Annotated in this window: 10 protein-coding genes; 7 read left to right on the top strand and 3 right to left on the bottom strand. The window is 68.6% G+C overall.

Annotated elements, in window-relative coordinates:
- Positions 1 to 51: 51 nt before the first annotated feature.
- A complete protein-coding gene (locus tag ASC59_RS09220; protein WP_055821194.1) occupies positions 52 to 477 on the top strand; it encodes a YciI family protein in 426 nt (141 codons plus the stop codon).
- A 29-nt stretch (positions 478 to 506) separates the two neighbouring features.
- Entirely contained in the window at positions 507 to 1781 is a 1275-nt protein-coding gene (locus ASC59_RS09215; protein WP_235492640.1) for an RNA polymerase sigma factor, read from the top strand.
- A gap of 132 nt (positions 1782 to 1913) precedes the next feature.
- Here ASC59_RS09215 and ASC59_RS09210 read toward each other — a convergent pair whose 3' ends face one another.
- Positions 1914 to 2717 (bottom strand): Bax inhibitor-1/YccA family protein, encoded by an 804-nt coding sequence (locus ASC59_RS09210; RefSeq protein WP_055821191.1) that lies wholly within the window; start codon positions 2715 to 2717, stop codon positions 1914 to 1916.
- 138 nt (positions 2718 to 2855) lie between these two features.
- Here ASC59_RS09210 and ASC59_RS09205 point away from each other — a divergent pair, with 138 nt between their 5' ends.
- The 3 genes from ASC59_RS09205 to ASC59_RS09195 all read left to right on the top strand — a co-directional run bounded on the left by ASC59_RS09205 (position 2856) and on the right by ASC59_RS09195 (position 7619).
- On the top strand, positions 2856 to 3923 hold the full coding sequence (locus ASC59_RS09205) for a glycerophosphodiester phosphodiesterase family protein (RefSeq protein WP_055821188.1): 1068 nt from the start codon (positions 2856 to 2858) through the stop codon (positions 3921 to 3923).
- 64 nt (positions 3924 to 3987) lie between these two features.
- A complete protein-coding gene (locus tag ASC59_RS09200) occupies positions 3988 to 6513 on the top strand; it encodes an ATP-dependent helicase (RefSeq protein WP_055821185.1) in 2526 nt (841 codons plus the stop codon).
- A gap of 2 nt (positions 6514 to 6515) precedes the next feature.
- A complete protein-coding gene (locus ASC59_RS09195) occupies positions 6516 to 7619 on the top strand; it encodes an FUSC family protein (protein ID WP_235492639.1) in 1104 nt (367 codons plus the stop codon).
- A gap of 136 nt (positions 7620 to 7755) precedes the next feature.
- On the opposite strand, the gene ASC59_RS09190 is transcribed toward ASC59_RS09195, so the two are convergent.
- Together ASC59_RS09190 and ASC59_RS09185 are read right to left on the bottom strand one after the other, a co-directional pair.
- A complete protein-coding gene (locus ASC59_RS09190; protein WP_055821182.1) occupies positions 7756 to 10296 on the bottom strand; it encodes a hypothetical protein in 2541 nt (846 codons plus the stop codon).
- A 66-nt stretch (positions 10297 to 10362) separates the two neighbouring features.
- The gene (locus tag ASC59_RS09185; protein ID WP_055821179.1) at positions 10363 to 11193 is read right to left on the bottom strand and encodes a DUF72 domain-containing protein; all 831 of its coding nucleotides are present in this window, start codon (positions 11191 to 11193) and stop codon (positions 10363 to 10365) included.
- A 187-nt stretch (positions 11194 to 11380) separates the two neighbouring features.
- On the opposite strand from ASC59_RS09185, the gene sucC reads away from it, so the two are divergent.
- Both sucC and sucD read left to right on the top strand, forming a co-directional pair.
- On the top strand, positions 11381 to 12550 hold the full coding sequence (sucC, locus tag ASC59_RS09180; protein ID WP_055821176.1) for an ADP-forming succinate--CoA ligase subunit beta: 1170 nt from the start codon (positions 11381 to 11383) through the stop codon (positions 12548 to 12550).
- A gap of 28 nt (positions 12551 to 12578) precedes the next feature.
- A complete protein-coding gene (gene sucD, locus ASC59_RS09175) occupies positions 12579 to 13466 on the top strand; it encodes a succinate--CoA ligase subunit alpha (protein ID WP_055821173.1) in 888 nt (295 codons plus the stop codon).
- Positions 13467 to 13566 lie beyond the last annotated feature (100 nt).

Raw genomic sequence — 13566 nt, 5'->3', positions numbered from 1 at the left:
GACGACTGAGTGAAGGCCCACGACGGGCACCACATCCGAGGAGGAAACACCATGAAGTACATGCTCATCATGCGAGGCACCGACGAAGCGTACGAGGCGTACAAGGAGATGCCGTTCGAGGAGGTCATCGCCGCCATGGGCCGTTACAACGAGGAGCTCATCAAGGCCGGAGTGCTGCTGGCAGGGGAGGGCCTGACCGATGCGAGCGAAGGCTTCGTCGTCGACTTCGCCTCGGAGACGCCCCTCGTGACCGACGGCCCCTACGGAGAGACGAAGGAGCTGTTCAACGGCTTCTGGATCCTCGAGGTCTCCTCGAAGGAGGAGGCAGCCGAGTGGGCGAAGAAGGTGCCGCTCGGCCCGGGCAGCTTCATCGAGGTGCGGCGCGTCACGGAGCTCAGCGACTTCCCGCAGGACAACGAGTTCATCCAGCGCGAGGCTGAGTTCCGGGCGGCGAACGACCCGACGTTCAAGCTCTGATCGGCCTCTCCCCAGCCACGACAGTGATCATGCCGACCGAGATGGGGGTGACGGATGCCGACGGCATCCGTCGCTCCGTCGCGGCGGTCTGGCGCATGGAGTCGGCCCGCATCGTCGCGACTCTCACCAGGCTCACCGGCGACTTCTCGCTGGCGGAGGACCTGGCCCAGGAGGCACTCGCCGACGCCCTCGAGCAGTGGCCGCGCGACGGTGTTCCCCGCAACGGCGGCGCCTGGCTGACAGCGGTCGCCAAGCGGAAGGCCATCGACGGGTGGCGCCGTCGAGAACGCCTCGACGATCGCTACAGCGCCATCGCCCACGACCTCGAGTCCCGGATCGATCCCGATGCCGCGCCCTGGGACCCCGATGACATCGACGACGACGTGCTGCGCCTGGTCTTCATCGCCTGTCACCCCGTGCTCGCCCGGGAGGCGCGCGTCGCGCTGACCCTGCGCGTTGTCGGCGGTCTGTCGAGCGAGGAGATCGCCCGGGCGTTCCTCGTCCCCACCGCGACAGTGCAGCAGCGCATCGTTCGAGCGAAGAAGAGCCTGGCCGCAGCGAAGGTGCCATTCGAGGTGCCGTCGCGCGACGAGTACGCCGCCCGCCTCGGATCGGTGCTCGGCGTGCTGTACCTCGTGTTCAACGAGGGCTACTCCGCCTCCAGCGGCAGCGAGTGGATGCGCCCGGAACTCAGCCGGGAGGCGTTGCGGCTCGCCCGCGTGCTCGCCGAGCTCGCTCCCCGCGAGCCCGAGGTGCACGGCCTCGTCGCGCTCATGGAGTTCCAGACGTCGCGGTTCCGGGCCCGCGTCACCGAGGACGGAGAGCCGATCCTGCTCGGCGACCAGGACCGCAGTCGCTGGGATCGCGCGCACATAGCCCGGGGACGTGCTGCTCTCGCTCGGGCGGATGCGGTCGGCAGGGGCCGCGGTGCCTATGCCCTCCAGGCCGCCATCGCCGAATGCCACTCGATCGCTCCGTCGACGGAGGAGACGGACTGGGAGCGCATCGTGGTGCTCTACGAGGTGCTCGGTCGGCTGGCGCCGTCGCCCATCGTCGACCTCAACCGCGCCGTCGCGCTGGCCATGGCCACAGGGCCGGCGACGGGATTGCGCCTCGTCGACGAGATCGCGGCATCCGGAGCCCTGGCCGGTACGCATCTGCTGCCGAGTGTGCGTGGCGAGCTGCTCACCCGCCTCGGCCGCTTCGATGAAGCCAGGGTGGAGCTCATGGAGGCCGCGCGGCTCACGGGCAATGAACGGGAGCGCGGAGTGCTGCTCGGGAAAGTGGCGTCCCTGGGCGACTGAAAGCCGGGGTGACCGAACGCCGGACGACTGAACGCCAGGGTGACCGAAACGCCGGGAAACCGAACAGAAGCCCGGAACGCCAGAACGGGCCGCCCCGAAGGGCGACCCGTTCTGTTGGACTCGGAGCGAGCGCTAGTTGCGCGCGATCGCGAACATGCGCAGGATCTCGGTGTACAGCCAGATGACCGTGACCATGATGCCGAAGGCGCCGGACCAGCCGTACTTGCGCGGTGCGCGGTTGCGCACGCCCTGCTGGATGGAGTCGAAGTCGAGCACCAGCGAGTAGGCCGCGAGGATCACGACGAAGATGCCCAGGATGACACCCAGGGGGATGCCGGCGATCTCGACGTCTCCGCGGAGGCCCCACGGGTTGCCGTTCGCCCCACCGAAGATCATGATGCCGACGTTCACGAGCGAGAACACCAGGTAGCCGACCATCGCGATGAGGAAGACCTTGGTCGCCTTCTTCGAAGCGCGGATCTTGCCGCTGGCGAAGAGTGCCAGGGTGACGCCGACGACCACGAGGGTCGCGACGACCGCCTGCACGACGATGCCGGGGTAGAGCGATTCGAACAGCAGCGAGATGCCGCCGATGAAGATGCCCTGCGCGGCGGCGTAGGCCAGGATCAGCGGTGCCGACGGCTCGCGCTTGAAGATGTTGACGAGCGCGAGCACGAAGCCGACCAGGGCGGCGACGCCCCAGAGCCACGGCAGCGTCGGGTAGGTCATCCAGCCGATGGCAGCGCCTGCCAGCAGGATGACGAAGCTGATCGCCGACTTCATGATCGTGTCCTCGACGGTCATGCGGTCGGTCTCGACCGCATTCGCGGAGGGCTGGTTGTAGTGTGCCGCCAGCTCTTCTGCGGTCGGAGTGGCGACGGCGACGCCGCCCTTCTCGCTGAACGCGGCGTTGCGACTGAATGCGGGGTTTGCCATGGTGGTCCTTCGCTCGAGGCGGGGGAAGTGGAAGCGACGAGTGATCGCTTTCCCCAAATCTACCGGGGATTCCCGGAGAATTCTTGGGAATCCGCCGCCAGCGTACGGTGAGCATCGCGCTCTCGTTAGCCTTGTCGCATGCCTGCTCGCCCGCATCCGCTCGTCATCGGCCATCGTGGGGCCAGCGGCTATCGTCCGGAGCACACGGCATCCGCCTACCAGCTGGCATTCGCGCTCGGTGCGGATGCCGTCGAACCCGACATCGTCGCCACCCGTGACGGCGTTCTGGTGCTGCGTCACGAGAACGAGATCTCAGAGACGACCGACGTCGCGTCGCACCCGGAGTTCTCTGCCAGACGCACCACCAAGGAGATCGACGGGAAGAAGCTCACCGGCTGGTTCACCGAGGACTTCACCTGGGCAGAGCTCGCCACGCTGCACGCCCGTGAGCGCATCCCGAAGGTGCGCCCGGCCAACGCCAGCTTCGACGGGCGCTTCCCCCTCCTGCGCCTCGCCGACCTCTTCAGGCTGATCGAGGAGACGGATGCCGCAGACGGCCGGATGCTCGGCATGGTCGCCGAGATCAAGCACGCCAGCTACTTCGCCGGTCTGGGACTGCCACTCGATGAACTCTTCACCGCGGAGCTCGCCGCGGCCGGCTGGTCGACGGATGATGAACGCCTCACCATCGAGGCGTTCGAGATCACCGTTCTCGAGGAGCTCGCGCTGCGCGGGGTGTCGGCGCCTCGGGTCTTCCTTCTGGAGAAGGCCGGAGTCCCCTACGACCTTCAGCTGGGTGCAGGGGTCGACGCGCCGGGCTACGCGGACTTCATGACCGAGACGGGGCTGCGCGAGCTGGCGGGGCGGGTCGACGGGATCAGCGTCGACAAGAGCGTGCTCGTGGGGGAGCTCGTGGCGTCGGATGCCGGAGCCGCCCAGCGGGAGGCCCTGGACCAGCACAGCCGGGGCGACCTGAGAGGTCGCACGCTCGTCGACGCGGCCCACGATCACGGACTGTCCGTGTTCACGTGGACGCTGCGGCCCGAGAACCGCTTCCTGCCGACGAACTTCCGCCACGGGCACGGCAAGGCGACGCACGGCGACTGGCTCGGCGAGTTCACGCTCGTGCTGGGCACCGGCGTCGACGGCATCTTCGTCGACCACCCGGATCTGGGAGTCGAGGCACGGGAGCGCTTCGGCCGCTGATGGCTTCGCGCAGCGGCCGCCCGAAGCGCAGGTGTCAGCGGTCGCGCCTACAATTGAGGCAGCCATGAGCACACTCTTCGAACCCGACGCGCCCACCCCGATCATCGTCCACGACGCGCCGGGTGGCTCCGGCCGGGGCTCCAGCCACGGGGGTGGCAGCACCGGCCCGTCGAGCCGCCTGACCGACGGCCTCAACCCGCCGCAGCGCGAGGCCGTCGAGTACCGGGGACCGGCACTCCTCATCGTCGCCGGCGCCGGCTCCGGCAAGACCCGTGTGCTCACCCACCGCATCGCCGGCCTCATCGAGACGCGAGAGGCGTGGCCCAGCCAGATCCTCGCCATCACCTTCACGAACAAGGCAGCGGCCGAGATGCGCGAACGCGTCTCCGCCCTCCTCGGACAGGCATCGGAGGGCATGTGGATCTCGACCTTCCACTCGGCCTGTGTGCGCATCCTCCGTCGTGAGTCCGAGAAGGCCGGTCTCACCTCGACGTTCACCATCTACGACTCGGCCGACAGTCGCACCGTGCTGAAGCGCATCATCAAGGCCCTCGACGCCGACACCCTCGGGTTCACCCCTGGCAACGCGGGCGCTCAGATCTCCAAGCTCAAGAACGAGCTGACGGATGTCGACGCCTACGCGCGGAACGCCAACATGAGCGATCCGAAGGAGGCGGTGTTCCTCGAGATCTTCCGCCAGTACACCCGCACGCTGCGTTCGGCCGGCGCCCTCGACTTCGACGACCTCATCGGCGAGACCGTCTACCTGTTCCGTGCCTTCCCCGAGACGGCGGCGCTCTACCGCCGGCGGTTCCGGCACATCCTGGTCGACGAGTACCAGGACACCAACCACGCGCAGTACTCGCTCATCCGCGAGCTCACCCGCCCGGTCTCGCGAGAACTCGTAGCCGAGATGGAACGCAAGGGCGTGCTCGTGAAGGGCCTCGAGGACGAATCCGGGATCATCCCCGGCGCTTCCCTCACCGTCGTCGGCGACTCTGACCAGTCGATCTACGCGTTCCGCGGCGCCGACATCCGCAACATCACCGAGTTCGAACGCGACTTCCCCGGTGCCCGCGTGGTTCTGCTCGAGCAGAACTACCGGTCGACCCAGAACATCCTGAGCGCCGCGAACGCCGTCATCTCGAACAACTTCGATCGCAAGGCCAAGAATCTGTTCACGACGGTGGGCGACGGAGACAAGATCACCGGCTACACGGGCTATTCGGGCCACGACGAGGCGCAGTTCGTCGCCGACGAGATCGAGGCGCTGCACCGCAAGGGGATGGCCTACCGCGACATCGCCGTGTTCTACCGCACCAACGCCCAGACCCGTGCACTGGAGGAGATCTTCGTACGCTCCGCCCTGCCGTACCGGGTGGTCGGCGGCACCAAGTTCTACGAGCGTGCCGAGATCAAGGACGCGATGGCCTATCTCATCGCCGTCGCCAATCCCCTCGACGAGCTCGCCATCCGCCGCATCCTGAACACGCCGAAGCGCGGCATCGGGCCCGCGACCGAGACGCAACTGGCCCAGTTCGCCGAGACCAACGGCTTGAGCTTCCGCGAGGCGATGCGCGAGGCCGGCTCCCTCGGGCTCGGGCCCAAGGTGACGAACGCCATCCTTCAGCTCGCGGCCGTTCTCGATCAGGCCGCGGCCATGCTCGTTCCGATCCAGGCAGACGGAACCACCGCGCCCCCGAGCGACGACCCCAACGCCGAGGACCAGCGGGGCGGCGTCGGAGCGGCCAAGGTCTCCGAGGTGCTCACCTTCCTCATGACCGAGAGCGGCCTGCTCGAGGCGCTGCGTCGGAGCCGCGACCCCCAGGACGAGACGCGAGCCGAGAACGTCGAAGAGCTCGTCGCACAGACGAAGGACTTCGAGAAGGAGAACCCGGGCTCCGGCCTGGTCGACTTCCTGACCCAGGTGTCGCTCGTGGCGGCGGCAGACGATCTCGACGACTCATCGGGAACGGTCTCCCTCATGACACTGCACACGGCGAAGGGCCTCGAGTACGACGCGGTCTTCCTCACGGGCATCGAGGAGGACCTGCTGCCTCACAAGATGAGCGCGAACGAGCCCGGCGGCCCGGCCGAGGAGCGCCGGCTGTTCTACGTCGGCATCACCCGCGCCCGCCAGCGTCTCTACCTCTCGCTCGCGATGACGCGCTCGCAGTTCGGCGACACCTCCGTGGCCATGCCCAGCCGCTATCTGCAGGAGATCCCGGCCGATCTCATCGACTGGCGCCAGTCGCCGGGCATGGCCAACTCCCGCGGCGGAACCCAGCCGCGAGCATTGAACGCGCGTCGCGACGGCCGGGGTCCCGGCCAGTACGGCTACAGCTCCGATCCCACGCTGCCGCCGGCTCCGCGACCGAAGACCGAGTGGCCGAACGCCATCGGCGCGCAGGTGCGCGACAACGGCGATCTCGAGCTGGCGCCGGGCGACCGCATCCGTCACACCAACTTCGGCGAGGGACGGGTGTCGCAGGTGACAGGCGAGGGCACCAAGCGCGTCGCGCACGTGCAGTTCGACACGGCAGGCGCGAAGAAGCTGCTGATCAAGATCGCGCCCATCGAGAAGCTGTAGGCGTGGCCGGTGGCCTGCCGCCGACCGCCGGTCACGCCGGCGAGCCGGACCGGCCCGTCGGACTGGTCGAGCGGCTGAAAGGGCTGCGCTCCCTCGACATCGAGGTGGCCGCCCGTGCCGCGATCGCCGCAGCGGTCCCACTGCTGATACTGCTGGCTCTCGGCCACGTGGAGTGGGCGCCCTACGCCTCGTTCGGTGCGATGGCGGCCCTGTACGGACGCAGCGAACCGTACGAGACGCGCTGGCGAAGCGTGTCGACGGCGGCGGGCGGCATGGTCGTGAGCGTCGCACTCGGCATCCTCGTCGCCGTGGTCGGGGCCCCGCTCGGCCTAGTCGCCGCCGTGCTCGGCGTCGTGATCGTCGGTGGCGTGCTTCTCGCGGCGTCGCTCGGACTCTTCCCGCCGACGCCGCTGTTCTTCGTCTTCGGCTTTCTCATCTGCGCCGAGATCCCGACGACGGTCGACGAGGTCGGCATCCGCATGGCGATCACCGTCGCCGCGGCCGGCTTCGCCGTTCTGCTGAGCCTCTCGGGCTGGGTGCTGCGTCGGGCAGCCGGCTCCAGAGAGGACCGCTATTTCAGCACGCTGAGCCGGATGCCGGCCCCGAGGCCTCGCGCCTATCGCGACGCGGCGGTGTGGATCAACATCGCACAACTGCTCGTCGGCTCGGCGGCTGCCGGTGCCATCGCCCTGGCGGCCGGTGTCGGCCACCCGACCTGGGCCGTCGTCAGCGTCGTCGCGGTGGTGCCGCCGCCGCGTGCACCGCACTCGGCTTCCAGATCGGTGCACCGCATCATCGGCACCGTGGTCGGTGTCGGCGTCTCGGCGGTCGTGTTGCTGCCGGATCCGCCTGCCGTGCTGATCGTGCTCGTCATCGCGTTCTGCCAGTTCGCGGCGGAGATCCTGATCGGCCGCCACTACGGCGCGGCACTCGTCTTCGTGACGCCCCTCGCACTCTCGATCTCGCACCTCGCGTCGACGGCGCCGGTGCCGGGCCTGCTGCTCGATCGCGTGATCGCCACGACCCTCGGCGCGACGATCGGCCTGCTCACCGTCCTCGCCGCCCGTCTCGCCACCCGCCGGTCCCGCTCGGCTGCCGGCACCTGACGTCACCAGCGCGAGCAGGCCGGATCGTCGATCAGGCACGGATGCAGGCCCATTCGGCCTGCCTGCGCGCATCGGGCCTGCTCCGGCGGTGCATAATGCGGCGGCGGCCGCCCGGCAGGCCGGCCGGTCGCCGGGCCTACGGACGGCCCGGCTGACGGTCGGGCAGGCCGGCGAGTCGTCCCAGCGCCCGCCGGTAGGACGGCGTGCGCGGGTACCAGCTGTGGGCATCGACGGCGCCGACGTAGCCGCTGGCATCCACCTCCTCTGCATAGACGTCGCGGTCGTTCGGCGTGGTCGACCAGGACGGGAAGCCGAGGAAGTCGGTGGCGCGCCACAGGCTGATCCACTCGGCGACGGGGACGACTCCGGGGGACGGCCGGTCGGAGATCTTGGCCGCCGCGGCAGCCTCCTGCTCGGCGAGAACGTGTTTCCGATCCGATGCCCAGGGATCACGCGCGCGCAACTGGGGTGCCCGGCACGGCTCGCCGCCGATGACCTCCGGCCCGAGGATCTCCGGCCAGAACCGTCCGAAGTACGGGCGCAGCTGGATTCCGAAGGTGAGCAGCGACACGCGTCCCTGATAGTCGCTCAACCACTTCGGGTGGGTGGCGAGGGCGAACAGCGATGAGACCGCCACGACGCCTCCCATGCTGTGGGCGGTGACGATCGCCGAGCGCTCCTGCCCTTTCGCCGGTGGCAGGTCGAGCCACCAGCTGAGTCGCCGAGCCACCTCGGGAACCGCCCGCTCCGTGTAGCAGGGAGCCCCGAGGGGGTGGCCGGCCCGCGGCAGGAAGCAGGCGAGATCCCAGACGAGCCCGAGGGGGCGCACCACCTTCGACCCGCCGAGGACGAGGCCGCCCACCACGGCGAGCCCGATGGCTCCCCAGACGATGAGGGAGAAGTCCATCCACCGAGCCGCCAGGATCGACGCGGTCGAGAAGGGTTCGGGTTCCAGCAGCGCTTCGACGAACGGCTGGTTCAACGAGGAGAACGCCGTGATCAGCGTGACGACGGTCGCCGCCATCGCAGCAAGACAGAGCACGCCGAGGATGGGCTCGACGAGGTGGTAGCGCGCCGCGGCGGCACGCTTGCGCCGAACCTCGTCGGCCAGCAGCGCGCGCAGGTCGCCCCGCGGAGTGCCATCGGCGACCGGAGGCTCCTTCGACGCCTCGTCCCAGAACGCACCGATGCGTGGCCGTACGTCCCGGCGGCGGATGAGGGCGATGGCCACGATCAGCAGGGCCACGATCAGGAAGGCCAGGAGCACGCCGAGGTACCAGGGGTAGAAGGCTCCCAGGCGCAGGGAAGGGTCGCCAGGGACACAGCCCGTGCCGGTGCACGATGCGTACGCCGCTGCCAGTCGGCGTCCGCCTCCCAACGCGCTGGGCGGTTTGTCGCCGTTGAGCCAGTCGCCCACCACGACGTTGACGATGCTGGAGAGAGCGAGGCCGATGACCAACCCCATCGTCATGAAGACGGCTGGGGCCATGCCGCCCCACGCACGATGCTTCCGGTCGGGTGCCGGGAAGAACAGCGTCGTCGTGATGAGGAGCACCGCGAACAGAACGGTGGAGACGAGCACCCAGTTGAAGGCGATGCGCATCGTGTAGCCGTTGATGTCCATCCCCGGAATGAGGGAGAGGGCGCCTGTCGCGACCGCCAGCACGAGGAAGGCCAGGGTCAGGGTGAGCGTCGGCAGGGAGTTGCGCTCCTCCAACTGCTCGAAGGGCATCGTGTCGGTGCGATAGGCGAGTGCGACGGCTGCGACCATGACGATGGTCGCGGCGACGCAGACTCCGATGCCCAGAACCACCTGCGTGCCGCTCGCCAGCGCCAGCCCGCACAGCAGGGCGCACATCGCGATTCCGGCGGCCAGGTGCATCGAGGTGAGGCGCGAGGTCTCGGTGCGCGACTGCCAGAATCGCGGCTGGGCGAGCAGCACGGGCTCCTCGGTGGCCGGCGCTCCCTTGATGATGCGTCCGGCCACGTTGTAGCGCAGCCGGGCGAGCGTCGAGGTCGCGAAGACGGCGAACAGCGCCGCGACGGGCACGAGCGAGAAGAGTGCGATTCGACGGCCGGGCGACCAGCGCGCGAAGGCCTCGAACTGTTCGGGCAGCGCCGTGCAGGTGAGGCGACGACCGCCGTAGCACTGCATGGCGATGAGGTCGAGTGCCACGGTGGAGAAGGCCAGGATGAGCAGTGTCGTGAGCACCACGCAGAAGACCCTGATCAGTCCGGACCGGAACCGGATGCGCGTACCGGAGCGCGGCAGGTTCCAGCTCCAGATCGCGGCGTTCGCGATGCTGAACGGCAGCACCGCCGTCCAGCAGGCCCGGCCGATCGCCGCGACGATCGCACCGCCGATGCCGGTTCCCGGCGGGACCGTGCGCACCATGCCGCCCCAGGAATACGCCTCGCGGTGGATTCCTTCCGGAACGCTGCCCCTGGGCGATTCGACGGCGTCCACGACGCCGCGAGTGCCTTCACCCAGCTCCTGTTGCGCGCGTCCCTTGTCGAGCGATTCGGCGGTCGGATGCCAGAAACTACCGAGCTTGTCTCCCATGGCGAACTCGACCTGATCGGGTGGCAGGTCGAGCAGCTCGTGTGGCGGCATGTTGTTCACTCCGTGGATCCGGAGCTCGAGGACCGGTTCGCCGCCGCTCGCATTGGTCGCCATGGGATCCGCCTTTCGCACGTGGATGCTCGCGACCGTACTGCGCGCGCCATCCCCGGCGACAGAGGGTCAGCCCCGAAGCCGGGCGATCAGCGCCATGGCGTCGAAGGGAGCCCGCACCTTGATGTCGTTGTCGAAGTACACATGCACGTCCCGTCCTGCGGAGAGGTGGGCACGGCACCAGGCCTCCCAGCGGTCGAGCCCGGCCTCGTCGTAGCCGCTCTCGTAGAGGACCTTGTCCCCGTGCAGCCTGGCGTAGCCGAAGTCGGCCGTCGTCTCGTCGATGACCGGCCACTTTCCGGCCGTGTCGGCGGTGACGGATGCCACGCCGTGACGCCGCAGAAGCTCTGGCCAGGCATCCTTCCTGAACGAGGGATGGCGCACCTCGACGGCATGGCGCAGCGGACGGTGCTCCACCAGATCGAAGGCGCTGCGCCCGTCGAGTCGTTCGTCGTGCGCCGCGGCCAGGCTTGCGGCATCCGTCGTCGTGCGGGGGAGGAGCCGGAGGAAGGCGTCGAGGAGGTGCTCATCGAACTCGAGGGTGGGCGGCAGCTGCCACAGGACCGGTCCCAGCTTCCCGCCGAGGGTGAGCAGCCCGGAGGCGAAGAAGTTGGCGAGTAGGGTCTCCACCCCGCTGAGGCGACGGATGTGGGTGACGAGTCGCGGACCCTTCACGGAGAACAGGAAGTCATCGGGGGTCTCATCACGCCAGCGCGCCCAGCTCGACGGCCGCTGCAGGGAGTAGAAGGACCCGTTGATCTCGATCGACGTCACGTGACGGGACGCGTAGGCGAGCTCCGCCCTCTGGATGGTGCCCTTGGGGTAGAACACGCCGCGCCACGGCGCGTACACCCACCCGGAGATCCCGATGCGTGCCGTCGGAGAGTGCATGTCTGCCATGCAAGCATCGCCCCCGCGGCGAAAGCCAGCCCCCTCCGGCGCGTTCTGGCCACCCGAAGGAGAGGGGTAGGCTTTCAGATGGCCCGGAACTGTCTTGATGTCGAGGTAATCGCGCGGACTCGGGCCACGGAACACATCCCCTGAAAAGCCAGCGCCGCGCGCTCAATGCGGATTGGAAGTCACGCACGTGGATCTTTACGAGTACCAGGCCAGAGACCTGTTCGAACAGTACGGAGTCCCGGTCCTTCCGGGCATCGTCGCGGACACCGCTGATGAGGTGCGGGCTGCGGCAGAGAAGCTGGGCGGCGTCGTCGTCGTCAAGGCGCAGGTCAAGGTCGGTGGCCGCGGCAAGGCCGGCGGCGTCAAGGTGGCCAAGAACCCCGACGAGGCCTACGAGGCCGCGCAGGCCATCCTCGGTCTCGACATCAAGGGACACGTCGTCAACCGCGTCATGGTCGCCGGCGGCGCGCGCATCGCGCAGGAGTACTACTTCTCCGTGCTGCTCGACCGGGCCAACCGTTCCTACCTCTCGCTCACGAGCTTCGAGGGCGGCATGGAGATCGAGCAGCTCGCCGTCGAGAAGCCGGAGGCACTCGCGCGCATCGAGGTGAACCCGGGCACCGGCCTCGACCTCGAGACCGCCAAGGAGATCGCCGTCGCCGCGAAGTTCCCGGCCGAGCTCGTCGACAAGGTCGCCCCCGTCTTCGTCAAGCTCTACGAGGTCTACACCGGCGAGGACGCGACCCTGGTCGAGGTGAACCCGCTCGTGCTCACCGAGGAGGGCGACATCATCGCCCTCGACGGCAAGGTCACCCTCGACGAGAACGCCGACTTCCGTCACCCGAACCACGCCGAGCTCGAGGATGCCGCCGCAGCGGACCCGCTCGAGGCGAAGGCCAAGGAATCGGACCTCAACTACGTCAAGCTCGACGGACAGGTCGGTGTGATCGGAAACGGTGCCGGACTCGTCATGTCGACCCTCGACGTCGTCGCCTACGCCGGTGAGAACCACGGCGGCGTGAAGCCGGCCAACTTCCTCGACATCGGCGGTGGAGCATCCGCGGCCGTCATGGCAGCCGGCCTCGACGTCATTCTCGGCGACGAGCAGGTCAAGAGCGTCTTCGTGAACGTCTTCGGCGGCATCACCGCCTGCGACGCCGTGGCCAACGGCATCGTCGGAGCCCTCGAGACGCTCGGCGAGCACGCCAACAAGCCGCTCGTCGTGCGCCTGGACGGCAACAACGTCGTGGAGGGTCGCCGCATCCTCACCGACTACAACCACCCGCTCGTCACCCTCGCCGCCACCATGGACGAGGGCGCCGACAAGGCCGCCGAGCTCGCGAACGCCGCCGCGTAGGCCACGGACAAGGACAGGATTCAAAGACATGTCGATCTTCCTCAACAAGGACTCCAAGGTCATCGTCCAGGGCATCACCGGCGGCGAGGGCACCAAGCACACTGCCCTCATGCTGAAGGCCGGAACCCAGGTCGTCGGCGGCGTCAACGCCCGCAAGGCCGGCACCACGGTCACCCACGGCGACGTGGAGCTGCCGGTGTTCGGAACCGTCGCCGAGGCTGTCGCCACCACGGGCGCCGATGTCTCGATCGCGTTCGTTCCGCCGGCCTTCACCAAGGACGCCGTGATCGAGGCCATCGATGCCGAGATCCCCCTGCTCGTCATCATCACCGAGGGTGTTCCCGTCCAGGACTCGGCCGAGTTCTGGGCCTACGCGCAGGAGAAGGGCAACAAGACCCGCATCATCGGCCCGAACTGCCCCGGCATCATCACGCCCGGTGAGTCGCTCGTCGGCATCACGCCAGCCACGATCACCGGCAAGGGCCCCATCGGCCTGGTGTCGAAGTCCGGCACCCTGACGTACCAGATGATGTACGAGCTGCGCGACCTCGGCTTCTCGACCGCCATCGGCATCGGCGGTGACCCCATCATCGGAACGACGCACATCGACGCCCTCGCGGCGTTCGAGGCCGACCCCGAGACCAAGGCCATCGTGATGATCGGCGAGATCGGCGGCGACGCCGAGGAGCGCGCGGCCGACTTCATCAAGGCCAACGTCACGAAGCCCGTCGTGGGCTACGTCGCCGGCTTCACGGCTCCCGAGGGCAAGACCATGGGCCACGCAGGCGCCATCGTGTCGGGCTCGGCGGGAACCGCCCAGGCCAAGCAGGAGGCCCTCGAGGCCGCCGGCGTCAAGGTCGGCAAGACGCCGAGCGAGACCGCACGCCTCATGCGCGAGGTGCTGGCCGCGCTGTAGTCGACGCTGCACGACATGGGGCCCACCGAAATGGTGGGCCCCATTTTCGCGTTCCCGCGTCGTTTTCGCGTCACACCTGTCGTGCTCGTGAGCATGGCGA

The sequence above is a fragment of the Leifsonia sp. Root1293 genome, from assembly GCF_001425325.1.
GTDB lineage: Bacteria > Actinomycetota > Actinomycetes > Actinomycetales > Microbacteriaceae > Orlajensenia.
This window is presented reverse-complemented; position numbering and strand designations above follow the sequence as displayed.

Excerpts from the sequence above, each read along its gene's own strand:
- ASC59_RS09220 (WP_055821194.1), top strand. The coding sequence starts at position 52 with ATGAAGTACATGCTCATCATGCGAGGCACCGACGAAGCGTACGAGGCG.
- ASC59_RS09215 (WP_235492640.1), top strand. The coding sequence starts at position 507 with ATGCCGACCGAGATGGGGGTGACGGATGCCGACGGCATCCGTCGCTCC.
- ASC59_RS09210 (WP_055821191.1), bottom strand. The coding sequence starts at position 2,717 with ATGGCAAACCCCGCATTCAGTCGCAACGCCGCGTTCAGCGAGAAGGGC.
- ASC59_RS09205 (WP_055821188.1), top strand. The coding sequence starts at position 2,856 with ATGCCTGCTCGCCCGCATCCGCTCGTCATCGGCCATCGTGGGGCCAGC.
- ASC59_RS09200 (WP_055821185.1), top strand. The coding sequence starts at position 3,988 with ATGAGCACACTCTTCGAACCCGACGCGCCCACCCCGATCATCGTCCAC.
- ASC59_RS09190 (WP_055821182.1), bottom strand. The coding sequence starts at position 10,296 with ATGGCGACCAATGCGAGCGGCGGCGAACCGGTCCTCGAGCTCCGGATC.
- ASC59_RS09185 (WP_055821179.1), bottom strand. The coding sequence starts at position 11,193 with ATGGCAGACATGCACTCTCCGACGGCACGCATCGGGATCTCCGGGTGG.
- sucD (WP_055821173.1), top strand. The coding sequence starts at position 12,579 with ATGTCGATCTTCCTCAACAAGGACTCCAAGGTCATCGTCCAGGGCATC.